Raw genomic sequence first — 25392 nt, forward strand, 5'->3', positions numbered from 1 at the left:
CCACCTACTTCTGCAGATCCAGCAACGGCCTCTGGCTGTCCAGCACCAGTTTGCTGTTCTCCTTGAAGGACTTGCGCAGGGCCTCGAGCCAGCGCTGATAGGAATAGAACTCCGGCGCCTTGCTGTAGGCCGCGGCATAGACGGCGGCCGCCTGGGCATCGCCCTGGCCGTAGAGCACCTGGGCCTCGCGGTTGGCCTCGGCAAGGATGAGGGCCTTCTGGCGGTCGGCATCGGAACGGATGCGCGTGGCCTGTTCCTGACCTTCGGAACGGTACTGCTTGGCCTGGCGTTCACGCTCGGCCCGCATGCGGTCGAAGATGGAGCGCTGGTTCTCCGTGGGCAGGTCGGTGCGCTTGATGCGCACGTCCAGTACCTCCACCCCGTAGGGCTTCATGAGGTCGGAGACCTTTTCCGTCACCCGGGCCATGATGGTGGCGCGCTCCTTGGAGACCACCTCGGTCAGGGTATAGGCGCCCACCAGGGCCCGCAGCTGCGAATAGACCACGTCGTCCAGACGGGCCTGCGCGCCGGGGATGGTGCGCATGGTGCGGTAGAACTGCAGGGGATCGCTGATGCGCCAGCGGGCGTAGTTGTCCAGCACGATGGTCTTCTTGTCCACGGTGAAGGCCTCGCGCGAGCTGGCGGCATAGTCGAGCACGCGGGCGTCGAAATAGACCACCTTCTGGATGAAGGGCAGCTTGAAGTGCAGGCCGGGCCGGTAGATCTCGGGCAGGGGATCGCCCAGCTGGAGCACCAGGGCCTGCTGGGTCTGGTGCACGGTGAAGCAGCACTGGGTCACGAAAACGGCCAGCACCAGCAGCAGGACACCATAAAAAAGGGGATTTTTGGTCATTATTTCTTCTCCGAGGGCAGGACGCCGGGGGCGGGCGTACCCGGAAGAGGCATATGCGGCAGCACCTTGCCGGAGACACCGCTGTCCAGCAGGGTCTTGTCCTTGGAGGCGGCCAGGATCTCTTCCATGGTTTCGTAATACAGGCGCTGGCGGGTCACGTCGGGAGCCTTTTCGTATTCCTGCCGCAGGGCGTCGAAGCGGCGGGACTCGCCTTCGGCCTGCTGCAGGCGCGCCACCCGGTAGGCCTCGGCCCGGTTGAGGGTGGCCGCGGCCTCGCCGCGGGCCTGCGGCAACAGGGCGTTGCGGTAGGCTTCGGCCTCGTTGATGATGCGGCTCTTGTCCTCGCGGGCACTGGCCACGTCCTTGAAGGCGTCGCTCACTTCCTGCGGCGGATGCACGTCCTGCATCTGCACGGCCAGCACCTGGATGCCGGCCTCGTAGCGGTCCAGGACCTGCTGGAGCAGCACGGTGGCGTCGCTCTGGATCTTCAGCTTGCCGTCGGTGATGGCCGAGTCGATGAGGCTGTTGCCGATGACCTCGCGCATGGCGGCCTCGGCGGCGTTGCGCACCAGGTTGGTGGGGTCGCTGATGTTGAACAGGTACTTGACCGCGTCGCTGATCTTGTACTGCACGCTGAACTGGACGTTGACGATGTTCTCGTCACCGGTGAGCATGGAGGCTTCCTTGGGCACGCTGCGCAGCTCGCCCTGGCGGAAGGTGGTGGCCTGCCCCGTAGAGCGGAAGCCCACCTCGCAGCGCAGCACCTGGGTCACCTGCGGCTTGTAGACGCTCTCGATGGGGGCGGGCAGCGCGTAATGGGGGCCGGGGCCTTCGGTGCGTTCATACTTGCCGAAGCGCAGCACCACGCCCTCCTCGTCCGGGTTGACGATATAGATGCCGGACAAAAGCCACAGGCCCACCAGGCCCAGCACCAGCCAGACCACCATGCCGCCCGGCATCTTCATGCCGGAGAGCTTCTTGAGGACATTTTTGCCGTCAAAGCCGTTGCCGTTGCCGCCGTCACCAAAGGGCGAGCGCCGGGCGCGCCGGGGCTCGTCCTGCGTGTCGCTGTCATCGGTATCACCAAAGAGCGGACGGGAGGGGCGCTGCCCCTGTTGCCGTTGCCGTTTTTCCTGCAATTTATCCCAATCCCAAGTCATGTGGAGGACATCCCTTTTGCTGAATGGGGTTAAAGAAAGCTGTGGGAACGGCAGCACCGTCACCGGGGGACGGCCGGTACCGCCTTTGCCCGCGGCAGGTACCATCCTGCCAGAAACCCGTCTTTGCGGCGGGACATGCGCCGGGCAATATGAAAGGATTTCAAATAGTATGAGGATATGCCCCCGTGGTCAAGGCGGACGGCCTTTCCTGACGGACGGGCATAATGATAGCACAATAGTAAGAAATACATGAGCACTGTCAATGCGCCCGGTGCATCGCTCCCCGGATAAAAAAAGCGAAACAGGGCCGCGGCAGCACCACGACCCTGTCCATTCCTGTAACGATACAAAAGTGTTACACCTCGCTGACGATGGGCACCACCACCGGGTCCCGTTCCAGGACCCGGCGGAAAAAACGTCGCAGCGAGGCCCGGATGCCTTCCTGCAGACGGGTCAGCTGGCCGGGGCGGACGGACTCGATCTCGTCCAGCACCAGACATTTGGCATCCTCCAGCACATGGCTGTAATGCTGCTCGAACACGAAGCCCTTGGAGAACATCTCCGGCCCGTGCAGGACGCTGCCCGTCTCGGCATCCAGCACCAGCACCACGATGACCATGCCCTCGTCGCCGAGGATGCGGCGCTCGCGCAGCACGGCCGAGCCCACGTCGCCCACGCCCTTGCCGTCCACCAGGGTGCATTCCACGGGCACGGGCGGCTCCAGGCGGATGCCGTCCGGCAGCAGGGTCAGGGGGCAGCCGTCCTCCAGCAGGACCACGTTGTCGGGCCTGACGCCGCATTCGCGCGCCAGCTGGCCGTGCTTGAACAGATGGCGGTATTCCCCGTGCACGGGCACGAAATATTCCGGCCGCACGGCGCCCAGCAGCTCGCGCAGCTCGTCGCGGTGGGCATGGCCCGAGGCATGGATGGCCCGCACGCTCTCGTAAAGGACCGTGGCGCCCAGGCGGTACATCTCGTTGATGAGGCGCGACACGGCCTTGACGTTGCCGGGGATCATGCGCGAGCTCATGACCACGGTGTCGCCCTTGCGGATGCTGAGCTGCCGGTGGCCGCCCAGCACCATGCGCGAAAGCGCGGACAAAGGTTCGCCCTGGGCGCCGGTCACCACCAGCACCAGCTGTTCGTCAGGCAGGTCGGGCACGCCGTTATGGGCATTGAAAAAGCTGGGCGGCAGTTTGGCGATGCCCAGGTCACGGGCCATCTCGATGTTGTTGGCCAGGGACTTGCCGCTGATGACCACGGTGCGCCCGCGCTCGCGCGCCAGGTCGAAGACCTCCTGGATGCGCTGGATGTGGCTGGAGAACAGCGTCACCACGATGCGGCCCGGGGCCTCGTCGAAGACCTTGCCCAAAGATTCCATGACGGCCCGTTCGGTGAGGGAGCGGCCGTCGCGCTCCACATTGGTGGAATCGGAGAACAGCAGGCGCGCGCCCTGCGGTCCGGCGAAGTCGCGGAAGGTCGCCAGGTCCGTGCCGCTGCCGGCCAGGGGCTGGGGGTCGATCTTGAAGTCCCCGCTGTGGACGACGCGGCCCACGGGCGTTTCCACGCCCAGGCCGAAACCTTCGGGGATGGAATGGCATACGGGGAAGAAATGGAAGGTCATGTCGCCCAGGACCACCTTGTCGCCGGGCTCCACCGGGCACAGCTCCACCCAGTCCAGCAGCTCGTGCTCCCTGAGCTTGTGCTCCACCAGGGCCAGGGTGAAATAGGAGCCGTAGATGCGCGTGCCGCGCAGCTGGGGCACCAGCCACGGCAGGGCCCCGATGTGGTCCTCGTGGCCGTGGGTCAGGACGATGCCCAGCAATTTGTCACGCACGCCGCTCACCGCACCGAAATGCGGGATGACCACATCCACCCCCAGATGGAAATCATCCGGGAACATCAGGCCGCAGTCCACCATGACCACGCCCGCGGCTGTCTCCCACAGCTGGCAGTTGAGACCGATCTCCCCCAGGCCGCCCAGGGGGGTCACTGTCAAAAATCGTTCAGAATCACTCATACGGGACCGTTTATTTTCTTCTGGCGGCGCCACCTTCCCGGAGCAGGTCGGGATGATATTCGCCCATGGCTACATAGATCTGGGAAAGGGCCGTCAGGTAGTCGGCCTTGGCGCCGGTCAGCGAGGACTGGGCCGAGGTGAGGTTGGCCGAGGCATCCAGCACGTCGAAGTTGGTGCCCACATGCTCGTGGTACCGGGCCAGGGCCACGTTATAGGCCTCCGTGGCCTGGGCCACGCTGTTCAGGGCCACGGCGATGCGTTTGCGGGCCTCCTGCACGGCCAGATACTTGGACTTGATGTCGTAGCCCACTTCCAGCTTGAGGTTCTCCTGTTCGTAACGCATCTTGGTCACCTGCCAGCCGGCCTGCTTGTCGGCGTAGTAGGTGGTGCCCCATTCGAACACGTTCCAGGTGGCCTGCGCCCCCACTTCCCAGTTGGTGACGTGCGAGCCGTTCTCGCCGGAACGCTGCATGCCGGGCGTGTTGCCGCTCTGGGTCATGCTGTAATAGCCCTCGATCTGGGGATAGTAGTCGCTCTGCACTTCCTTCTGGCTCTTGCGGGCTATCTCCACGGCCTTCTGGGCCACATACAGGTCGGGGCGCTGGCGGTAGGCCAGCTCAAGACACTGCTCCAGCGTATAGCGGAAGGCCACTTCCCTGAGCGTGCCGGTGTAGGTGTTGACGGCCGTGGCATCGAAGCCCAGCAGGGTGTTGAGCCTGGCCAGGGTGGTGGCCTGGGTGTTCTCGGCCTCGATGAGCAGGCGCTCGGCCTCGCTCACGTCCACCTCGGCCTGGAGCACGTCCAGGCGGGGGCTCAGGCCCACCTCGAAATAGGCCTGGGCGATGCGCAGCTGTTCGCGCAGGCGGGTCAGGCTGTCGCGCATGCTGCGGGTGTTCTCGCCGGCTTTCAGGTATTCCAGGAACGCCGTCTGCACCTGCTCGGTCATGTCCAGCTCGGCCTTGCGCAGCGAGGCCTTGTCGCTGTCGGCCTGCAGGGCGGCCTTCTGATAGGTGGAGAGCAGGCGGAAGCCCTGGAAGATGGGCTGGGTCACTTCCACCCCCCAGCTGTAGACGCCCATCTTGGGATTCCTGGTGCCCATGGTGGCGGAAGGATCGCGCTTGCTCTCGGTCTTGGTGGCGGAATAGGTCAGCCCCAGGCGCGGCCCGAAGGCGCCGCGCGCGGATTTCCGTCCCTCTTCGGAGGAACGGCTCTCGGCTTCCTGCGCCCCCAGCCCGGGGTTGAAGCGCAGGGCGTGCTCCACGGCCTCGGACATGCCGATGCTCCGGCCCGCCACGGGCCTGTCCGCCGTCTCCGCGGAGCGCTGGCCGGTATAGACGGGCTGCCGGGCAACGGCATCCTGCCGGCCGGCAGACGCAGCGAAACCAGCCTGGGGGGATCCCAGCAAGACCACGCACAAGACCGCCGCGCCCAGATGCCGGACACCGCGCCCCCGGAAGGAAGCAAAGCTTTTCGTCAACATGGCCGCAGCATACACCCTCACCGGCGGCCTTGCAATGCGCTTTCTCCGTGCGTGCACAAGAGCCGGGGCGGGACCTCAGGCCCCTGTGCGCGGCACTCCACAGTTCGACTGTTTCACCTCGTTTTTGCAAAAAACGCATTGTGGCGCATTCAGGGCAAATTTCATTAAAAATAAACAAAAACAATATATTAAAAGAAATTTTCTTTCGTGGCACACTGCTTGCTCTGCTTGTGAACAACGTCACATCGGAGCACGTCATGATCATCATCCTTCTGGCTGTCGCCCTGCTCGTCGGCGGCCTCATCGGCACTGTCGGCGTGGGCGGCATCCTGCTGATCCCCGCCCTGAGCGGCCTTGGCGGCCTGACCACCCATGCGGCCATGGCCACGTCCTTGTTCAGTTTCATCTTTACCGGGCTCCTGGGGACCTGGCTGTACTGCAAGCACGGCAGCATCCACTGGGGCATCACCATCCCCGTCTGCATCGGCGGCCTTGTGGGCGGCTACCCCGGGGCCCTGGCCAACGCCATCGCGCCGGCCTGGATCCTCAACCTCATCCTGGGGTGCATCATCATCTTCGCGGGCATCTATGCCCTGTTCCCGGCCAAAGGCGGCACCATCACCTACCGCCCCGGTGACGGCCGGCAGCGCCTGCAGCTGCTGCTCATCGGCGCCACCGTGGGCTTCGGCTCGGGCCTGACCGGTGTGGGCGGCCCCGTGCTGTCGGTGCCCCTCATGGTCATCCTGGGCTTCACGCCCCTTACCTCCATCGCCACCAGCCAGGTCATCCAGATCACGGCTGCCACTTCCGGCTCCATCAGCAACTTCGCCAACGGCTTCGTCGACCTGCACATGGCCTTCCTGGTCACGGCGGCCGAGCTCGTCGGTGTCGTGGCCGGCGCCAGGCTGGCCCACAGCGTCTCGTCCGGCGTCCTGAAAAAAATGGTTTCTGTCGTCTGCATCATCGTGGGCGCGTTCATCTTCGTCCGTGCGCTTTTGCAGGCCTGATCGCACAAATCCCAACAAGGAGACACCCATGCCTCTCAACCTTCAAGAACGTCCCATTTTCATGATCGGTGCCGAACGTTCCGGCACGACCCTGGTCATGGCCCTGCTGGGCTGCCACTCCCGCATCGCCGTCCCGGAAGTGGTGTGGTACTACCCCCGCTTCTATCCCTACCTGCACACCTACGGCGACCTGTCCGTCGAAGCCAACTTCCGCACCCTGGCCCAGGAGATGGTCTTTGGCCTCAAGACGCCTTTCTGGGGGATGAAGGTCAACCCCCGCACCATCGTCGACGAAGTCATCGAGCTGGCCCCCGAGCGCAGCTTCGCCGGCCTGTACGCGGGCATGCACCTGCGCTTTGCCCAGTATGTGAACAAGCCCCGCTGGGGCGAAAAGACGCCGCACAACCTCTACTTCGTGGGGCCCATGCACCACGACTTCCCCAATGCCCAGTTCATCTACATCACCCGGGACGGCCGTGATGCCAGCGTGGACTACATGGAATCCTCCTTTGGTCCCACCAACATCTATTGCGCCGCCCAGTCCTGGAAGCGCTGCTGGAACGCCGTCAAGGAATGGCGCGAGCCCCTGCGCGAAAAAGGCCTGTGGCTGGATGTGCGCTACGAAGAACTGGTGCGCGAGCCGGAAAAAGTCATGCGCGGCGTCTGCGAGTTCCTGGGCGAGGACTTTGAAGAAGGCATGTTCGACTTCTACAAGACGGACCTGTGCAAGGCCCGCGGCGCTTCCCGCGACCATGCCCCTCTGGGCAAGCCCATCAGCGACAAGTATATCGGTATCCACAAGGATCTGCTGTCCCTGCGCGACCAGCGCATCTTTGCGGCCGTGGCCGGCAAGGAGCTGGAAGAGGCCGGCTACACCAATACGGTGGAGCCCGAGATGCCCAGCCAGCGCATGATCGAAAAATACCTGGAATTCGACGGCCGCATCCGGGCCGCCACCCTGGACGGCTTTGAAGGCCACATCGTCTTCGAAAGCTACAACGACTGGCTGGTGGACCAGCGCGAGGAACGCCGCAAGAAGGGCCTGTGGGATCCCGCCACGGCGCCCAAGGTCTTCCCCGCCGGCGACCCCGACGAAGAATACATCATCGGCCTGCGCGCGTCCGCCAAGTGGAAGAAGCATTTCTCCATCAAGCGCCGCTATGTCGGTGATGTCGTCCTTTAATACGTCCGGCCACCTGTAGTCTGCCCGGATCCTGCGGGCGGCATGATATCGAGGGGCGGGCCGCAAGGCCCGCCCGGAAAAGGACTGGAGCCCCTCATGTCTGAATCGTCGTCTTCTTCCCGTCTGCTGTATCTTCTGGGAGGGCCCGCGCTGCTGCTGCTTGCCCTGGCCCTGCCCATTTTCGGCCCCATCGAGTCCCGTTTCGGTTTCGGCATCCTGTTCTGGATGGTCTGGTGGTGGATCACCTGCGTGGTGGACATCAAACTGACCTGCCTGGTGCCCATCTTCGTGGCCTGCATCTACAGTTACATGCCGCTGGGCCAGGTGCTGCAGGCCTATGTGCACCGCGAGGCCGTCCTCATCTTCGGCGCCACGGCCATCACCTGCGCCTGGGTGCGCTGGGGCTTTGCCCGCCGCCTGGCCCTGAATTTCCTCATGCGCGTCAACGGCAGCGTGCGCGCCCAGACCGCAGGCTGGTTCATCCTCTGCGGGATCACCTCCTTCGTGGTGGGCAACACCACCGTGGCGGCCATGTTCGCCCCTGTGGCCGTGGCATCGCTGATGTACGCCGGCTTCAACACCAACGAACAGCGCTGGCAGTCCAAGGCGGCGTCCAACATCCTCATCGCCGTGGCCTGGGGCGCCAGTGTGGGCGGCATGGCCACCCCCCTGGGCGGCGGCCAGTCCGTGGTGACCTACGGGCTGCTCAACAAGTATCTTGGCCAGAATATCTATTTCATCGACTGGACCCTGCGCATGGTGCCCATCTCCCTGCTCATCATCGCCGGTGTCGGCGCCATGATGTACTTCATGCGCACGGACATGGAGCGCTTCAGCGGCAGCAGGGAATTCTACCGGCAGGAGCTGGAAAAGCTCGGTCCCATGACCTATGAGGAAAAGATCTCCCTCTACGGCTTCGCGCTGGCCATCATCCTGGCCATCATCCAGCCCCTGTACGCGCCCTACACCAAGGGGCCCCAGTGGGCCTGGCTCAACCCCACCCAGCTGTTCTGCATCATCCCGCTGATCATGCTGTTCTGGCCCTCCCGCAGCGTCAAGGGCGAGAGCATCCTGTCCGTCAAGGCCCTGCGTGACCACTTCCCCATCACCATCCTCTTCATGTGGCCCGCCTCCGTGGCGCTGAGCAAGATCCTCTCCACGACAGGGGCCGGCGCCGTGTTCGGGAGCTGGATCACGCCCCTCGTCGGCATCGACGATACCCTGTCCATCGTGGCCTGGACCGTGGCGTCCAACGCCCTGTCCCAGGTGACCAGCGATACCGCGGCCGCCGGTGTCATGGTGCCCCTGGCCATCGAATCCATGGCCAACTGGCGCGGGCTGGCCTTCGGGGCCGTGCCCTGGGTCTGGGTGACGGGGTCCGCCATCAGCTGGTCGTACGCGGTGGCCTCCGCCACCGGTGCCCAGGGCATCGTGGCCGGTTACGGCGCCAACCTGCGCACCATGTTCGTCTGGGGCATGATCGCGGCGCTCATCTCCGTCCTGCTGACGATCCTCTACTTCTGGTTCACCATCGTGGTCCTCGGCCTGGACTTCTACATCATGCCGCCGGTGTAGCAGCCTGTTTTACCGCCATGCCGGCCTGTTCCTCCGCTTCCGGGCCCGGCATGGCGGCAAAAACCGGGAAGACGGCCGTTCCGTCCTCCCGGTCCCGCGGCGGGGCACACCACACCTCCCCTGCCACTCCGGGACCGTCGCAGCGATCGGCGGTCCCGGACCTGCATTGACAGACGCGGCGTAGCAAGGCAACCTATGGATAAAAATGAAAAAATACAGATAACAGATGAAAATACGGATAACGGATAGCCGCTGAAACATGCCGTCTGTCGCCCGCCCCTGCGGGCCCCCGCCCCCTGCACCTGCATGACCGGTACCCCCGGCGGCCCGCATCCCATCCCACCGGAGCAGGAGAGCATATGCCGTCCACCCCCTTTTCCTTCGCCTTCGTTTCCAACTCCGCTGTGGTGGCAGAAAAAGTCCAGGCCTATGCCCAGGAACACGGCTGGCCGCTGGAAGAAGTCCGCCTGGCCACCATGGAGGAGGCCCTGCCCGTGGCCAGACGCCTGTTCGCCCAGGGCGTGGACGTGATCCTGGGCGGCGGCGGGACCGGCAAGCTCCTGCGCCGTCACCTCAACGAACCCGTCGTCACCATCTCCCGCAGCCACATGTCCATCCTGCAGGCCCTGATGGAAGCCCGCGAATACACGGACAATGTGGCCGTGACCTGCTATGACGCCATCCCCCCCTGGACGGAACTGTTCTCCCGCCTGCTGCACATCCGCCTGCAGCCCATCCGCTTCACCAATTCCCGCGAACTGACCCTGGGCATCACCCAGGCCATCGCCCAGGGCGCCGGCTGCGTCGTGGGGGGCGGCGTCTGCGTCTCCATCGCCCAGGCCCACCACTGCCCGGGCATCGTGGTCTGCCCGGGCAACGAGGCCCTGGAGCGGGCCTTCGAGGAAGCGTCCAACATCGCCCAGGCCCGCCGCCGTGACCGCGAGCACGCGGCCTGGCTCCAGGACGTGGTCGATGCCCTGCATGAAGGGGTCATCGGTGTCGATCCCGCGGGCAAGCTGGCCATCAGCAACCCCGTGGCCAGGCAGGCCCTGGGGCGGGAGCGCCTCCGGGACGGCTGGGCGCTGCAGCACCTCGGCCTTGCCCAGAGCCTGGAGACGGGGCGGCCCACGGAAGGCACCCTGAAAGGGGAGAACGGCCAGGATCTCGTTTTCACCAGCAGCGCCGTGGTGGTCGACGGCATCCAGAAAGGGGCCCTGAGCGTCCTGACGCCCGACGTGGTCCTGACGGACCTGCAGCGGCGGCTCAAGCATTCCCGCCAGGCGGGCCTGCGGGCCAGGTTCACGCTGAACGACCTGCTGGGCGAAAGCCCCTCCATGCAGACCCTGCGGGTCCACGCCCAGCGTTTCGCCGAATCCGACGCGGTGGTCTACATCCACGGGGAAAGCGGGACGGGCAAGGAACTGCTGGCACATGCCATCCATAACGCCAGCCCCCGGCGCCACGCGGCCTTCGTGGCCGTCAACTGCGGCGCCCTGCCGGAAAGCCTGCTGGAGAGCGAACTGTTCGGCTATGCCGAGGGGGCGTTCACCGGTGCCCGCCGCGGCGGCAAGCAGGGCCTGTTCGAACTGGCCCAGGACGGCACCATCTTCCTGGACGAGATAGCGGACATCAGCGCCGCCGTACAGGTCAGGCTCCTGCGTGTCCTGGAAAGCGGCGAGATCTTCCGCCTTGGCGGCGACAGGCCCGTGACCGTCAATGCCCGTGTGGTCTGCTCCTCCTGGAAAGACCTTGTGCAGGAGGTCAGGGAAGGGCGCTTCCGGGCCGACCTCTATTACCGCCTGACGCTGCTGCGCCTGGAGATGCCCCCCCTGCGCGAACGCCTCCAGGACATGACCCTGCTGGTCCGGCACATCATGCGCCGCATGGGGATGATCCACAAAAAGATGACCCCCGAGGCCATCGAGCTCCTGTGCAGCTATCCCTGGCCCGGCAACGTGCGCGAGCTGGACGCGCTGCTGCGCCGCTACTGCCTGATGTCCACCAGCGATACCTGCCAGATGCCCCTGCTGCGGGAACTGCTGCTGGACATGCGCCAGACGCAGGGCATCCTGGCCTCGCCCGGCAGGGCATCCGAAAAACGGGAGGAACAGGACCTGCCCGCAAACGGCAGCCTGCGCCAGCGCCTGCGCCTCATGGAAAAAAAGATCATCCGGCAGGAACTGGCCCGCCAGCAGTACAGCAAAAAAAGCACCGCCCGTTCCCTGGGCATCAGCCTCAATACCCTCTGGCGCAAGATGTGCGATGCCGACTAGGGCGGGAGGCACGGGGCGCCGCCATCCGGCCCCGGCACAGAAAAAACGCTTGAAAAAAGACGCCGAACGTTGCATTCTCCGGGCGTTCCAACGCCGCGCACAGCCGTTGTCTTCCGGGTCCGCCCGGACGGCAGGGGCTCTTTGGCGTTTTCCTTTTTCCGGTGCACACCGTGCCGTGTCCCGGCAGGGCACAGGCTCCCTCCCAAGGCACACCCTTTTCCATCTCCAGGAGTGATACATGGAGTTCAGTTTCTTTTCGATGATCAGCCAGGCCAGTCTCGTGGCCAAGATCGTGCTGTGCATCCTGGTGCTCATGTCCGTGGGCAGCTGGGGCATGATGATCCAGAAAACCCTGGCCCTCAACGCCGCCTACCGCAAGGCCCTGCAGGGCACCGACCTGTTCGAGAAGGCCCCCAGCCTGCGCGAGGCCGTGCTCTCCCTGGGCTCCGACCGCGCCTCCCCGCTCTATTTCGTGGCCCATCAGGGCGTGATGGAGTTCAACCGCTCCAAGGAGGCCGGCAACAGCAGCGAGATCGTGGTGGACAACGTGCGCCGCTCCCTGCGCCAGGGCGTGGCCAGCGAGATGGCCCGCCTGGAGCGCTCCCTTTCCCTGCTGGCCACCACCGCCAACACGGCCCCCTTCATCGGCCTGTTCGGCACGGTGTGGGGCATCATGCACTCCTTCCACTCCATCGGCCTGCTCAAGTCCGCCTCCCTGGCCACGGTGGCCCCCGGCATCTCCGAAGCCCTGGTGGCCACGGCCATCGGCCTGGGCGTGGCCGTGCCCGCCACCATCGGGTTCAACATCTTCATGGGCAAGCTCTCGCAGGTGGACACCCTGCTGGTGAACTTTGCCGGCGTGTTCCTCAACCGCGTGCAGCGCGAACTCAATGCCCACCGCCCCGTGCAGCGCACGGGCGCCACGGAGATGTAAGATGGGCGCCAGCGTGGGCGGCAACAACCGCTTTGTCTCCGAGATCAACGTGACGCCCTTCGTGGACGTCATGCTGGTGCTGCTGATCATCTTCATGGTGGCCACTCCCATGATGAGCCAGGGGCTGGAAGTGGACCTGCCCCAGACCAAACAGGTGGAAGTGCTGCCGACCGAAAACGACAACATGATGCTGACCGTCCGCCACGACGGCAAGATCTTCCTGGACGAATACGAGGTCCAGACCCTGGACGACCTGGAAGGCTACCTCCAGACCCTGGTCAAGGAAAAGAACAAGACCCTTTTCCTGCGTGCCGACAAGGAAGTCCCCTACGGCGTGGTGGTGGATGTCATGGGCCGCATCAAGGCCGTGGGCATCGAAAAGCTCGGCGTGGTGGCCGATTCCTCCGAGAGCCTGTCGCCCGCTGCCGCCGCGGCAGCCGCCAAGGGCGGGAAGTAGTCAGCGATGAACTGGGCCTCGTATCTTCTTTCCCTCTGCCTGCATCTGGCGGTCTTCCTGCTGATCATGTTCTGGCCCAGCTCGCCGCCGGTGAACCTGGAGACGCCGCCGGTGATGATCAGCCTGGTGGACGGCGCTCCGGGCGGCAACCGCACGCCCTCGAGCATCCTGGGCAAGATGGGCAAGCCCACGGACGGCCCCAAGGACGTCTCGCCCCCGGCCAAAAAGGCCGACGCGGCCGCGCCCGAACGGCCGGAGGTCAAGGCCGACCCCACGGCGGACAAGGCCCGCCCGGTGGAGGCCAAGCCCGAGCCCCGGGTCGAGCACAAGCCGGAGCCCAAGCCGGAGGTCAAGCCCAAGCCCAAGCCCGAACCCAAGGACGCCACCCCCGTGGCCGACAAAAAAGACAAGAAAAAGAAAGAGGACAAGAAAAAGGACGACGACAGGAAGCCCGAAAAGCCCAGGAAGGACGACAAGAAGAAGGACGACAAGAAGTCCACGCCCAAGGATGACAAGAAGACCGACAAAAAGGCCGACAAGCCGTCCCAGGGCGACCCCGTGGCCGCGGCCATGAAACAGGCCCGCCGCGAGGCCACCTCCCGCGTCGAATCCGGGGACAGGGGCAGCAGCGTGGAACAGGCCCTGGCCCAGGCCCGCCGCAATGCCGGCGGCGATGGCGGCGGTGGCGGCGGCGAGGGCGACGGCCCCGGCGGCGGTGGCCTCAACGACGTCTACATGGGCCAGGTCATGCTTGCCGTGCGTCCCAACTGGAGCTTCACCTCCGCCACGCGCCTGAACCTGGTCTGCGTTGTCCGGGTCAAGGTCAACCTGCAGGGCGAGGTGGAAAAAGTCGACGTGACGCAAAGCTCCGGCAACGCGCAGTACGACTCCTCGGCGGCCAACGCCATCTGGCGCACCAGCCGGGCGGGGGCCTTCCCGCCGCCGCCGTCGGAACAGTACACCGAGCTGGACCTTGTCTTCACCCTCAATGAACTCATGGGCCGCTAGCCGGTCCGTCAAGGCGGTCGTGCCCGGTGGTACGGCCGCCTTGCCGTCTTGGGGATCCTGCCCGCCGGGACCGGTCCCCCCGATCCCTCCGGCGTTGCGTTGCGCCGGGAGCGCCGCCTGCGGGCTGCGCCGTCATGCCCCTGTATGCCCTCATGGAGGTCACATGAAACGAACCCTTTCCCGCCCGGCGGCCCTCCTGTCCCTGCTGCCGGTCTTCCTGCTGTGCCTGGCACCGCTGCACGCACGGGCCGCGGGCGCCGCCGCCGCGGACGTGGCCAACGGCTACGCCGGTGAGGCCATGGCCAAGATCCTGGCCAACTGGGCCGCCCCGGCCGACCGCGGCAAGGTGCGCATCGTGGTGCGCGTGGACGCGGAAGGCAAGGTGGAGCGCTGCGGCTATCTTGAAAAGTCCGCCAGCCAGGCCCTCAATGATTCCGTCTGCAGCGCGGTCATGAAGACCGCGGACCTGGGCAAGCCGCCCTACGGCATGAGCCAGGACGTCTACCTGACCTTCTGGCAGGGCGGCATGGCCGACCTTTCCGGCATCAGCCGCCGCCAGGCCGCCCGCAAGGCCTCCGGGGCCGGCGCGCCTGCCGTTGCTGCCGCGCCGGAGGACAGGAGCGGGCCCGTCACGCTGGACAGCAAGCCCGCCACCCTGACCACGCCGCTGAAAGCCCAGGACGCCTACGGCCCCGGCCACGCGGCCTATTTCCGCAAGCTGGTCAGGGAGCTGCGCGATGCCACCTACATCCCCGCAGAACTGGCCAAAGGTACCTATTATGCCACGGTGCGCCTGGAGCTGGACGCCACGGGGAAGATCCTCAATCACAGCCTCCTGCAGAGCAGCGGCAGCGAGCTGCTTGACAGATATGTCCGGCAGGGCATACGCCGGGCAGGAAAGGTCAGCCCCCCGCCCGCGGCTGTGGGCAGATTTGTGAACGTCACCCTAACTCTGGTGCGCTAGACACCACCACAAGGACCATTACGCCATGAAACGTCTTGCCATCCTTTTGGCCCTGGCCGTCACGCTGTCCCTGGGCAGCGCCGCCCAGGCCGCCATGCGTGTCGATATCTACGGCCCCGGCCAGAATATCGTGAACCTCGCCCTGGCCGCGCCCCTCACCGGTCCCCAGAAGCAGGCCAGCGGCATGGGCGCCAAACTGCAAAAGCTGGTGGAGGAGAACCTCAGCTTCCTGCCCTTCATGCGCCTGACGCCCGCCTCCTCCGTGCTGGGCGGCACCCTGCTGCCCGGCTACGAGCCCCCGAGCCTGGATTTCAAACGCTTCCAGCTGGCCGGTTCGGACATCGTGGTCACCACCTACTGGCCCCACGGCGACAGCGGCACCAGCTCCGTGCAGATCCGCGCCTTCGAGACCAATACCGGCGGCCGCCTGTTCGGCAAGGAATATCCTCAGGTGCGCACCGGCGACCTGCCCGAAGTGGCCGACCGCTTCTGCGCCGACCTGCTCGAAGTGCTGACCGGCAGCGGTGCCTTCTTCCGCTCCACCCTGGCCTTCGTCAAGAAGTCCGGCCGCCTGTCCGCCAACGTGTGGCTGGTCAAGCCCACGGGCCGCGACCTGCGCCAGATCACCAACATCAAGGGCGAGGCCATGTCCCCGGCCTGGTCCCCGGACGGCCGCTTCATCGTCTTCACCCATATCGACGAAAAATCCCACTCCCTGGGCGTATGGGACCGCAAGAAGGGCAGCGTGCAGCGCGTGCGCTTTCCCGGCAACGTGGTCATCGGGCCGTCCTTCACGCCCGACAACAAGGTGGCCGTGGCCCTTTCCAACGGCCGTTACCCCGTCATCTTCCTGCTGAACCACGGCTTCCAGAAGGAGCGCATCCTCGAAGGCGGCAACTCCATCAACGTTTCGCCCACCTTCGACAAGACCGGCACCAAGATGGCCTTCACCTCCTCGCGTCTGGGCGGCCCCCAGATCTTCATGAAGGACCTGAGCTCCGGCAGCATCACCCGCGTCAGCAAGAACGGCGGCTACAACACCGAGGCCAACCTCTCGCCTGACGGCACCCTGGTGACCTACAGCCGCATGACCGAATACGGCCACCGCATCTTCGTGCAGGACATGGTCACCGGCCTGGAACGCCAGATCACCTTCGGCCCCGGCAGTGACGAGCAGCCCTCCTTCTGCGCCGACAGCTACTTCATCGCCTTCGCCTCCAGCCGGGGCGGCTCCCGCGGCATCTACCTGACCACCCGTCACGGCGGCGACGCCAAAAAGGTGCCCACCGGCGGCGGCGCGGCCTCGTTCCCCCGCTGGGGCATGCCCGACGGCAAGTAGTTGCGTGCGGATTTTGTAAAATCCGGGGCCCCTGCCCGGCTTTTCGGGAAAAACCGGGCAGATTTCTGGAAAAAATAGGGGAATCCCCCCTATCCTGACTTGACAAAACTTGGTTCACATATACCATCCGTTCTGCGGATGGATACCATCCATCCGCTGTGTACAGAAAGGAAAGGTACCTTTTTGGAGTTAGAGCTGTTCAGGAGGACACACAATGAAACGCTACGCTCTTATCCTTGCTCTGGTTATGGCCCTCGCCGCCGGTTTCGGCTGCGCCAAGAAGACCCAGGACGCTACCGGCGATGTCGATGACATGAGCCCCGAAATGCGTGCTGCCATCCAGCAGATCACTGACGGTCGCGTGCTGTTTGCTTTCGACAAGTTCGACATTCAGCCCCAGTACAAAGACATGCTGACCGCCAAGGCTGAACTGATGAAGAAGTATCCCAGCATCCGCGTGCGCATCGAAGGCAACTGCGACGAACGCGGTACCCAGGAATACAACCTGGCCCTGGGCGAACGCCGCGCCCGTGCCGCCTATGACTACATGGTCCGCCTGGGCGTGAACCCCGGCCAGCTGGAAATGATCAGCTACGGCAAGGAAAAGCCCGCGGTGCAGGGTACCGGCGAAAGCGTGTGGGCCCAGAACCGCCGCGACGACTTCTGCGTGATCGCTCACTAGTCGCCGGCCATACGGCTTTCAGGGTCGCCTTTCGGGGCGACCCTTTTTTTTCGTCCCCGGCCCGGGAGCCGCCCCTTGCGGGGCCGTACGGCTAAGGCTACACTGCTCACGAAAACCCGGGGACTTCCCGTTTTTCTTTCCCTGCCTGTCCGGGCAACAGGCCACGCAGACACTGCCTGCCCGTTTTGCAGTGCGCGCAGCAAGGATCCACATGAAGATAGTTGTGCTTGACGGCGACGTCATCAACCCCGGCGACATCAGCTGGGCGCCCCTGGAAAAACTGGGAGAGGTGGTCATCCACGGCCATACGCCCGAGGACATGATCGCGGCGCGCGCCGCCGGTGCGGACGTGCTGGTCACCAACAAGGTCCCCCTGCGGGCGGCCACGCTGTCCCGCCTGCCCGACCTGCGCATGGTGGCCGTCCTGGCCACGGGATACGACATCATCGATACCGCCGATGCCGCCGCGCGCGGCATCCCCGTCTGCAATGTGGTGGCCTACGGCGTGGACGACGTGGCCCAGCACGCCTGGGCCCTGCTGCTGGAGCTGTGCCGCCGCACCAGCGAACATACGGCCAGCGTCCGTGCCGGGGAATGGAAAGACACCTGGTGCTACTGGAAGACCACGCCTGTCTGCCTGCGCGGGCGGACCCTGGGCGTCATCGGCTTCGGCTCCATCGGCCGCCGTGTGGGCGAGCTGGGGCACGCGTTCGGCATGTCCGTCCTGGCCAACTGCCGCACCCCCCGCAACCCTCCGTCCTACAGCCCGTTCGCCTTCGCCTCCACGGACCAGATCTTCCAGCAGGCCGATGTCATCTCCCTGCACTGCCCGCTGACCGATGCCACCCGGGCCATCATCAACGCCAGGGCCCTGGCCCGCATGAAGCCCGGCGCCATCCTCATCAACACGGCCCGCGGCCCCCTGCTGGACGAGGCCGCCGTGGCCGAGGCCCTGCGCAGCGGTGCGCTGGGCGGCCTGGGCGTGGACGTGCTGGCCAAGGAGCCCCCCACGGCGGACAATCCCCTGCTGCACACGCCCAATACCCTCATCACGCCCCATATGGCCTGGGCCACGGCCCGTTCGCGGCAGAACATCATCAACCTCACGGCCGAGAACATCCTCCGCTGGCAGCAGGGCACGCCCGTCAATGTGGTCAACGGCGTGAAGGACTGAGCAGCGACCGAACCAATACCGGAGGCGCGGGCACGGCCCCGACGGCTGTGCCCCTTCTCCCCACGGGACGGCAGACAGCGCCTGTCCGGCCCCTCCCCCGCGGCACGCGCCGGAACAGGGACGCCGCCTTCCGCCCCACAAGCCATCCGAGCCCATCATGTTTTTCGACATCCATACCCACGCCTTCCATCCCAAGATCGCCCACAAGGCCGTGGAGCACCTCAACACGGTCTACCATCTCGACTGCCGCGGTGACGGCACCATCGAACACCTTCTGGAGCGTGAAAAGGCCGCCGGCATCGACAGATGCATCGTCCTCTGCGCGGCCACGGCCCCCGCGCAGGTCATCCCGGCCAACAATTACGCCATGAAGCTGCAGCGGGAACACGAGGAAGTCATCGGCTTCGGCACCCTGCATCCGGCCTATGTGGACTGGGAAGACGAACTGGAGCGCATGAAGGCGGGCGGCCTGCGCGGCATCAAGCTCCATCCCGATTTCCAGGGCTTCGCGCTCAATGACCGGCGCCTGCTGCCCATCTTCGAGAGCGCCCAGGACGACTTCGTCTTCGAGATCCATATCGGCAGCGACGATCCCCTGGACAAGGCGCCGTCCAGCCCCTTCATGCTGGCCGACCTCATGCGCTCCTTCCCGCGCCTGCGGGTCATCGGGGCCCATTTCGGCGGCTACCAGATGTGGGACTACAGCCTGGAGGCCCTGGGCGACTTCGAGAACCTCTGGATAGACACCTCCAGCACCACGCCCTATGTGACGCCCTCGCTCCTGCAGCGGCTGCTGGCCCGCCATGACCCGGACAGGCTGCTGTTCGGCACGGACTGGCCGCTCTACGACCCCGTCCACGAACTGGAGCGCCTGCGTACCATGAGCGGCCTTGGCGAAGATGCCGTGGAGCGCATCCTCAGCAATGCAGGCCGCCTGCTGGGCATCGGGGCTTGACAGCACCCCCCTTTTACGGCTAGCTTGCCCTCAAGCCGGACGGCGGCAGCACTGCCAACCCCGTCAGGTTCGAAAGAAAGCAGCGGTAACAGCCGCTGCCGGGTGTCCGGCCCACAAAAGCCGCGAGCGTGGAAACGTTCGCGGCTTTTTGCGTTCGTAGCAAACGGTCTCGGAAAGGTGCTTTTTGGGGGGAAGGGAGCCCCTCATCTCTGCTGTCGATGCCCGTAAAGATCCTTCGTCGCTAACGGGCACGGCCCTTCGGGCCGCCATTCGGTCGTTACTCGCGTGAGAGGGGCCCCTATCCCCTCCCCAGCGCGCTTTATAAAAACTCTGACGCCGGTGCGTCACGAAATACGGCTTGATGGTCCTCTACCAAGCGGCATCGGCCCGACCGGCACCAGGCCCTCTGCCGCCCTCTCCAGGCCCCGGTCCCCTGCCCTGGCGCACGCTTCAAGCCACCCGCAATTCATAGGAACAGCCTCCCAAGAGCCCGCACGAAGGGAAACAGCCTGTCCTGCAAAAAAAACATCCATCATCCTCACAAAACGCTCCATTCAAACGGCCTTCTCCAAAAACAAAAAGGCCCTGCCGGAGGACCAGCAAGGCCAACAAGATCTTCATGTCACGACAGCCATCAGGGACCTGAATAAAAGGTTTTGGAAAGGTGGGGGGATCGGGGGGAGGGAGAACCTTTTCCCCGAAAAGGTTTCCCTCCCCCCGCAAACATCCTTCCCCGGCCTAATGTCCGGTGATGGCGTATTTCTTGAGCTTGTATTGCAACAAGCTCTTGGAGATGCCCAGCAGCTCGGCAGCCTTGACCTGCACCAGATCCGCGCGCACCAGGGCACGCCGGATGAGAGCGGCCTCGATCTTCTCCAGGGTATCGGCCAGATCCAGCTGCACGGGCAGCAGGTCCACGGCGCTCTTGAACTGCGAGTCCTCGTCCCGGATCTCGGCGGGCAGGTTGTCCACGTCGATGACCGTACCGGGCACCAGAACCATGCAGGATTCCACCACGTTCTCCAGCTGGCGGATATTGCCGGGCCACTCGTAGCCGCTCAGATAGTTGAGGGCCTCGGTGGTGAACTTCTTGGCCGGCATGTCGTTCTCGCGCGCCACCTTGTCCATGAAGTGGGCCACCAGCAGCGGGATGTCCTCCCGGCGCTCGCGCAGGGCCGGCAGGGGGATCTGCACCACGTTCAGGCGGTAATAGAGGTCGTCGCGGAAGGTGCCCTTCTCCACCATGGCGGCCAGATCCTTGTTGGTGGCGGCCACCACGCGGATGTCCACCTCGATCTCCTCACCGCCGCCCACGCGCTCAAAGCGGCGCTCCTGCAGCACACGCAGCAGCTTGACCTGCAGATCGGGCGTCAGCTCGGCGATCTCGTCCAAAAAGAGCGTGCCGCCGTCGGCCTGCTCGAAGCGGCCGCGCCGCATGGCCACGGCACCGGTGAAGGAGCCCTTCTCATGGCCGAAGAGCTCGCTCTCCAGCACCCCGGGGTTGAGGGCCATGCAGTTGACCGAGACGAAGGGCTTTTCCTTGCGCGGGCTGGCGTAATGGATGGCGCGGGCCACCAGTTCCTTGCCCGTGCCCGACTCGCCGGTGATGAGCACCGTGGAGCGGCTGGGCGCGGCGCGGTCCACCATGACCAGCACATCGCGGATGGCGCGGCTGCGGCCCACGATCTGGTGCACACTGTAGCGCTCTTCCATGGCTTCCTGCAGCAGACGGTACTGCCGGTGGGCGCGGGCCAGCTCCGTGGCGTTGTGGATGGAGAGCAGCAGCTCGTCGTTGGAGAAGGGCTTGGTGATGTAATCGAAGGCCCCGTATTTCATGGCCTCCACGGCGCTTTCGATGGAGCCGAAGGCCGTCATGATGAGCACCGGGATGTAGGGCCAGCTCTTTTTCACATGCTGGAGCACCTCCCGCCCGGAGACCTTGGGCATCTTCATGTCCGTCACCACCACGTCCACTTCGCTCTCGGCCAGGAAGGCCAGGGCCGTCTCGGGATCGCTGATGGCGGTGACGGTGTAGCCTTCATCCTCCAGCAGGGTCTGCAACACCAGCAGATAGTTCTTTTCGTCGTCGATGACCAGAATATGCGATTTGTCACTCATGGTGTTTCTCCCGATACAGGCGTGGGGCGGCTCCGATCAGGCCCAGGACCGTATTGCCCGCAAAAAACTGATTCTCCACCCAGCGGCCCCGCCAGCGGGAGGCCCTGCATGGCCGGCCTGCGACACCCTCTTGCTCCAGACTGCCCGCAGGCACGGCGGCAGTCCGGCATACGGAGACGCCTAGCCCTCTTTGCCGGGCTCCGGCGTCCCGCCTTCCCTGCCGGCAGCGGGCCGGGCGGCCGTCTCCCCGCCTTCCGCCGCGGCGCACTGGACTTCCGCCGTGGCAGGGGCGACGGCCGGAGCTTCAGGCTCTTCGGGCTGCTCAGGCTCCGCCGCGGGCAGCAGGATGCGCACCAGGGCCCCGCCTTCGGGCCCGTTCTCCAGCTGGATCTCGCCGCCGTGGCTGTTGATGATGGAACTGACGATGGGCAGGCCCAGGCCCGTGCCGCCGTCCTTGGTGGTGAAGAAGGGATCCAGCACGCTGTCCAGCAGGGCCGGATCGAAACCCGGTCCCGAGTCCAGGACCTCCAGCACCACGCGCCCGTCGTCTGCGCGGCTGCTGATGTGGATGATGCCCGGCCCGTCCATGGCCTGCTGCCCGTTGACCAGGATGTTGTAGATGGCCCTGTAGAGCAGGTCCTTGTCACCGCGCACCCACAGGCCGGGCGAGGTGGCCCGTTCCACGGCCACGCCCACGCGGCCCAGCTCCCCTTCCAGAAAGGCCAGCACCTGGCCCAGCACCAGATCCAGATCCACCAGGTCCTGACGCGGCTGGCGGGGACGGGCATAGTCCAGGAAATCGTTGACCGTCTGCGACAGGCGGACGGATTCGTCATAGATGGCCTGCAGGATGCGCGAGGTCCCGGCATCGGCCTTGCCCATGCGGCGCTGCAGCAGCTCGGCGCTGGAGCGGATGATGCCCAGCGGGTTGCGTATCTCGTGGGCGATGCTGGCGATGACGCGCCCCATGCTGACCAGCTTCTCGTTGCTGTGCAGTTCGTTCTCCAGCTGGCGGTTCTTGGCCATGCGGTCGGCCAGGACGCGCTCCGCCCGCTGGATGAGCATCAGGAGCAGGGCGAACATGATGACCGACGACAGCAGGCAGGTCACCACCACCACGCCCTGGAAAAGCAGGATCTGCTCGTAATCGCCGGTGATGTCCTGCGTGAGCTCCAGCGCCCCCATGATGGGCGGTTCCGCCCCGGGCTGGAGCGGCTCCCCGCGCAGGGGATAGAGGGTCCGCAGGACAAAGGTCCCCGGCGGCAGGGGCAGGTGGAACAGGGCCCGCCAGTCCGGGATATTGGAGATCAGCTCCGGCTTGGGCACACCGCCGCGCAGGGTGCTGTCCAGGCTTTCCGGGCCCACGCCCATGCGGCCCAGTTCTTCCCGGCTGGTGGAATAGGCCACCACGCGCGTGAAGTCGTAGATGCGCAGGCGTTCCATGGGCAGGCCGTGGACCACGGACTGCACCACCTGATCCAGCCTCTCGTACTGGCTGGGCTGGCGCAGGGCGATGCGGCCGTGGGCCAGCAGGGTGGGCAGGGCGAAACGCCGGTAGATCTGGTGGTTGAGGTTCTCGGCCAGCAGGCGGGAAAAGTTCTCCTGCCGTGTCAGCAGGGCCTCGCGCGCCGAATTGGCGATGAAGAACGACAGGACCAGACTGGTGGCCATGATGACCAGCAGCGAGAGCCAGGACAGCGTTCGGGCATAGCTCAGCGGCAGATCCTGCTCTGCCGTCGCCCCCGCTGCGGCGGTGCCACCTTTGAACATGTGACGCTCCAGTCCGCCGTGCCCGGCCCCCGATACGGCAGGCCGGGGGCACGGCAGGAAAAAACGGGATCCCTAGAAGCTCTCGGGCTCCTGTGCCACGGCCAGATAGGCGGCAAGGTCGGCGGCCTCCCGGGGATGACCGGACGCCCCCAGCCGGGTGTTGGCCAGGCGCTTGCCCAGCTCCACAGCGGGCTGGTCCAGCGGGTTGATGCCCATGAGCCAGCCGGTGAGGACCGTGGCCGCTTCCAGCAGCAGCATCATGCTGCCCGCCGCGCGGGGCGTGCATTCGCCCATCTCCATGTGCAGCAGGGGCACACCGCTCTTGCACAGGGCCATGCGCGTGCCCAGGCCCTCGGCTTCCAGCAGGGCCCCGAAGGGCTTGCCGCGCAGCCAGGCCCAGGCCTCCGGCAGATCCTGGCCGAAATGCCGTCCCTGCTCCAGCCCCCGGGCGGTCACGAAGAGGCAGCCCTTGTCGCGCTGGCCGTCCAGGAACATCTGGTTGACGGAATGCTGGTCCGTGACCCCTGTGGCGGGCACGGGCATGATGCCCTTGCCCTCCTTGCCCAGGCTCTCGGCCCAGAGCTGGGCGAACCAGGGGCCGTAGGTGGCCCATTGCGGCACATAGCAGAAAAAGATCAGCTGGCTGTAGCCGCGGCTCTCCAGCGCGTTGGCCCAGCAGGCCAGATGGAAGGCGGGATGCCCGGCAAGGCAGGACGGGTCCCGGGCCAGGGGCAGGGCCACGGCGGCCGCCCCGTCCAGCAGGGCCTGCCAGTCGATGCCCAGAAAGGCGGCGGGCAGCAGGCCCACGGCCGACAGGGCCGAATAGCGGCCGCCCAGGTTGTCCGGCACTTCCAGCGAATCCAGCCCGTACCGGGCGGCTTCTTCACGCAGGAAGCCCTTGTGCAGGTCCGTGACCACGATCATGTGCTCGTGCCAGCCCTCGCCCAGGGCCCGGCGCAGCCAGTCCCGGCAGAGGAAATACTGGGCCAGGGTCTCGATGGTGCCGCCGGATTTGCTGATGCAGACCACGGTGGTCTCGCGGGGCGGCAGCTTGGCCAGCCAGCTCTCGAAGGTGGCGGCGCAGACATTGTCCGCGATCCAGAGGCAGGGGCCGTCGTGGCAGGGGCCATCCTGCCCGGGCGCGAAGGCGCGCTGCAGGGCGCGGGCGCCCAGCGCGGAACCGCCGATGCCCAGCACCAGCATGTGGCGCCGGGCACGGACCCGGGGCAGCAGGGGCGGCAGTTCCCGCTCCAGGCGTTCCCGGTAGGGCATGGTCAGGAAGGGCAGCAGCCCCTGCGCACATTCCGTTTCCAGACGGCGCGCCAGTTCCGGCGCACGCGCGGCGAAAACAGCGGCAGCGTCCCGCTGCAGGCGGCCTGCATAGGCGCGGGACCATTCAAGCGTATGCATCATGGTGTCCTCCCCGTAGGTGAGGTGTCTTCCGCAAGGGAAGCCGAAAGGCCCGGCAGGGCCGGAAAGGGGCCCGGAGCGGCATCACCACGGTGCCGCTCCGGGGATCAGAACAGTTTCAGGGGCCTGGGGGCGAAGAAGCGCCGCCGCACGTCCTTGTAGGTCTGCGGCCGCACGCCGAAACGGTAGCGCCACAGCACGCAGTCCCCGCGGGCGGCGCACTGGCGCACGTCGGCACGGCTGCCCGCGCACATCATGCACTGCCCGCGGATGACGCGCAGGGCACGGCGCGGCGCATCGGGACCATGCCATTCCGGGCGGCCCTCCGCTTCGATGGCGGCCATGCGCCAGCCCCACAGGGGGCAGTCCTCATCCGCGCACTGGCGCACGGAACGGGAGGAATTGCCCTGACATTCAAGACAGAATTGCCGGATGGCGGCAACAGGGCCGGGATTGGCCATGCATCCCCCCGCCTAGGCCGATTCACGGCCGCAGCACTTCTTGTATTTTTTGCCGCTGCCGCAGGGGCAGGGATCGTTACGGCCCACCTTGGGCTCGGGACGGCGATAGGCCTTGGGGCGGCGGGCCACGCCGTCCACATAGTACAGCTTGCCGTCCTTGCGCTGGAAAAAGCTGCGTTCGCCGATCTGGCGCACGGAGCCTTCCAGTTCGTAGTAGGCATAAAATTCGGCCGTGTCGAAGAGCTCGCCGTTCCCGCCTTCGGGCTGGTCCTTTTCACAGGGGCCCATGTCCAGGCGCAGCCAGTGGACGTCACGGGTCTGCTCTTCCAGCATCTGGGCGGTCAGATCTTCGCGATAGGCGGGATGGGTGGTCTCCACCAGATAGTCGAATTTGCCGAGGCAGTAGGCGCTGAAGCGCGAACGCACCATGGTGCCGGCATCATCGGGCCAGGCCCTGCCTTCCAGATAGGGACCACAGCATTGATCCAGAGGGCGGCCACTGCCGCAGGGACACAGTTCAGACATCTTGCAGGTTCATCCTTGTTATGACAGCTGCCATGACGGGGGCC

The 25392-nt window shown here is 65.6% G+C and carries 21 protein-coding genes and 1 other RNA gene; 13 read left to right on the forward strand and 9 right to left on the reverse strand.

The genetic code is table 11. From position 1 onward, the window contains the following. Positions 1-4: 4 nt before the first annotated feature. The 4 genes from hflC to DESPIGER_RS07105 all read right to left on the reverse strand — a co-directional run bounded on the left by hflC (position 5) and on the right by DESPIGER_RS07105 (position 5513). Positions 5-853, reverse strand: coding sequence for a protease modulator HflC (gene hflC / locus DESPIGER_RS07090; RefSeq protein WP_072334888.1), 849 nt, complete (start codon positions 851-853; stop codon positions 5-7). Then, complete coding sequence (hflK, locus tag DESPIGER_RS07095; protein WP_072334891.1) at positions 853-2013, reverse strand: FtsH protease activity modulator HflK; 1161 nt, start codon at positions 2011-2013, stop codon at positions 853-855. Before hflK ends, hflC begins: the two co-directional genes overlap by 1 nt. Before the next feature lie 355 nt (positions 2014-2368). Then, positions 2369-4033 (reverse strand): ribonuclease J, encoded by a 1665-nt coding sequence (locus DESPIGER_RS07100; RefSeq protein WP_072334894.1) that lies wholly within the window; start codon positions 4031-4033, stop codon positions 2369-2371. A gap of 10 nt (positions 4034-4043) precedes the next feature. Then, complete coding sequence (locus tag DESPIGER_RS07105; RefSeq protein ID WP_072337617.1) at positions 4044-5513, reverse strand: TolC family protein; 1470 nt, start codon at positions 5511-5513, stop codon at positions 4044-4046. A gap of 257 nt (positions 5514-5770) precedes the next feature. Here DESPIGER_RS07105 and DESPIGER_RS07110 point away from each other — a divergent pair, with 257 nt between their 5' ends. From DESPIGER_RS07110 to ffs, 13 genes are all read left to right on the forward strand, one after another. Beyond that, the gene (locus DESPIGER_RS07110; protein ID WP_072334896.1) at positions 5771-6520 is read left to right on the forward strand and encodes a sulfite exporter TauE/SafE family protein; all 750 of its coding nucleotides are present in this window, start codon (positions 5771-5773) and stop codon (positions 6518-6520) included. 28 nt (positions 6521-6548) lie between these two features. Further along, positions 6549-7703, forward strand: coding sequence for a sulfotransferase family protein (locus tag DESPIGER_RS07115; protein ID WP_072334899.1), 1155 nt, complete (start codon positions 6549-6551; stop codon positions 7701-7703). A gap of 96 nt (positions 7704-7799) precedes the next feature. Continuing rightward, a complete protein-coding gene (locus DESPIGER_RS07120) occupies positions 7800-9278 on the forward strand; it encodes an SLC13 family permease (protein WP_072334902.1) in 1479 nt (492 codons plus the stop codon). Positions 9279-9637: 359 nt separating this feature from the next. Next, complete coding sequence (locus DESPIGER_RS07125; protein WP_072334905.1) at positions 9638-11551, forward strand: sigma 54-interacting transcriptional regulator; 1914 nt, start codon at positions 9638-9640, stop codon at positions 11549-11551. A 238-nt stretch (positions 11552-11789) separates the two neighbouring features. After that, positions 11790-12485 carry a MotA/TolQ/ExbB proton channel family protein gene (locus DESPIGER_RS07130; RefSeq protein ID WP_072334908.1) on the forward strand — a complete coding sequence of 232 codons (696 nt, stop codon included), beginning with the start codon at positions 11790-11792 and terminating at the stop codon, positions 12483-12485. A gap of 1 nt (position 12486) precedes the next feature. Continuing rightward, the gene (locus DESPIGER_RS07135; protein WP_072334911.1) at positions 12487-12942 is read left to right on the forward strand and encodes an ExbD/TolR family protein; all 456 of its coding nucleotides are present in this window, start codon (positions 12487-12489) and stop codon (positions 12940-12942) included. A gap of 6 nt (positions 12943-12948) precedes the next feature. Then, the gene (gene tolA / locus DESPIGER_RS07140) at positions 12949-13950 is read left to right on the forward strand and encodes a cell envelope integrity protein TolA (RefSeq protein WP_072334914.1); all 1002 of its coding nucleotides are present in this window, start codon (positions 12949-12951) and stop codon (positions 13948-13950) included. Positions 13951-14113: 163 nt separating this feature from the next. Beyond that, positions 14114-14914 (forward strand): TonB family protein, encoded by an 801-nt coding sequence (locus tag DESPIGER_RS07145; RefSeq protein ID WP_072334918.1) that lies wholly within the window; start codon positions 14114-14116, stop codon positions 14912-14914. A gap of 25 nt (positions 14915-14939) precedes the next feature. Further along, positions 14940-16253 carry a PD40 domain-containing protein gene (locus DESPIGER_RS07150; protein WP_072334921.1) on the forward strand — a complete coding sequence of 438 codons (1314 nt, stop codon included), beginning with the start codon at positions 14940-14942 and terminating at the stop codon, positions 16251-16253. A gap of 214 nt (positions 16254-16467) precedes the next feature. Then, positions 16468-16935, forward strand: a complete 468-nt coding sequence (pal, locus tag DESPIGER_RS07155) for a peptidoglycan-associated lipoprotein Pal (RefSeq protein WP_072334924.1) — start codon at positions 16468-16470, stop codon at positions 16933-16935. 211 nt (positions 16936-17146) lie between these two features. After that, positions 17147-18109, forward strand: a complete 963-nt coding sequence (locus tag DESPIGER_RS07160) for a D-2-hydroxyacid dehydrogenase (RefSeq protein ID WP_072334927.1) — start codon at positions 17147-17149, stop codon at positions 18107-18109. Between the two features lie 157 nt (positions 18110-18266). Then, on the forward strand, positions 18267-19064 hold the full coding sequence (locus tag DESPIGER_RS07165; RefSeq protein WP_072334930.1) for an amidohydrolase family protein: 798 nt from the start codon (positions 18267-18269) through the stop codon (positions 19062-19064). A 31-nt stretch (positions 19065-19095) separates the two neighbouring features. Further along, an RNA gene (gene ffs, locus DESPIGER_RS07170) (signal recognition particle sRNA small type) lies at positions 19096-19181 on the forward strand. A 621-nt stretch (positions 19182-19802) separates the two neighbouring features. On the opposite strand, the gene DESPIGER_RS07175 is transcribed toward ffs, so the two are convergent. From DESPIGER_RS07175 to DESPIGER_RS07195, 5 genes are all read right to left on the reverse strand, one after another. Next, positions 19803-21182 carry a sigma-54-dependent transcriptional regulator gene (locus DESPIGER_RS07175; RefSeq protein ID WP_072334933.1) on the reverse strand — a complete coding sequence of 460 codons (1380 nt, stop codon included), beginning with the start codon at positions 21180-21182 and terminating at the stop codon, positions 19803-19805. A gap of 180 nt (positions 21183-21362) precedes the next feature. Further along, the gene (locus tag DESPIGER_RS07180; RefSeq protein WP_072334936.1) at positions 21363-22952 is read right to left on the reverse strand and encodes an ATP-binding protein; all 1590 of its coding nucleotides are present in this window, start codon (positions 22950-22952) and stop codon (positions 21363-21365) included. Between the two features lie 72 nt (positions 22953-23024). After that, positions 23025-24365 (reverse strand): glucose-6-phosphate isomerase, encoded by a 1341-nt coding sequence (locus DESPIGER_RS07185; RefSeq protein ID WP_083575328.1) that lies wholly within the window; start codon positions 24363-24365, stop codon positions 23025-23027. Positions 24366-24469: 104 nt separating this feature from the next. Beyond that, the gene (locus DESPIGER_RS07190; protein ID WP_072334939.1) at positions 24470-24823 is read right to left on the reverse strand and encodes a hypothetical protein; all 354 of its coding nucleotides are present in this window, start codon (positions 24821-24823) and stop codon (positions 24470-24472) included. 12 nt (positions 24824-24835) lie between these two features. After that, on the reverse strand, positions 24836-25348 hold the full coding sequence (locus tag DESPIGER_RS07195) for a YchJ family protein (protein ID WP_072334942.1): 513 nt from the start codon (positions 25346-25348) through the stop codon (positions 24836-24838). Positions 25349-25392 lie beyond the last annotated feature (44 nt).

The organism is Desulfovibrio piger (assembly GCF_900116045.1).
Taxonomy (GTDB): domain Bacteria; phylum Desulfobacterota; class Desulfovibrionia; order Desulfovibrionales; family Desulfovibrionaceae; genus Desulfovibrio; species Desulfovibrio piger_A.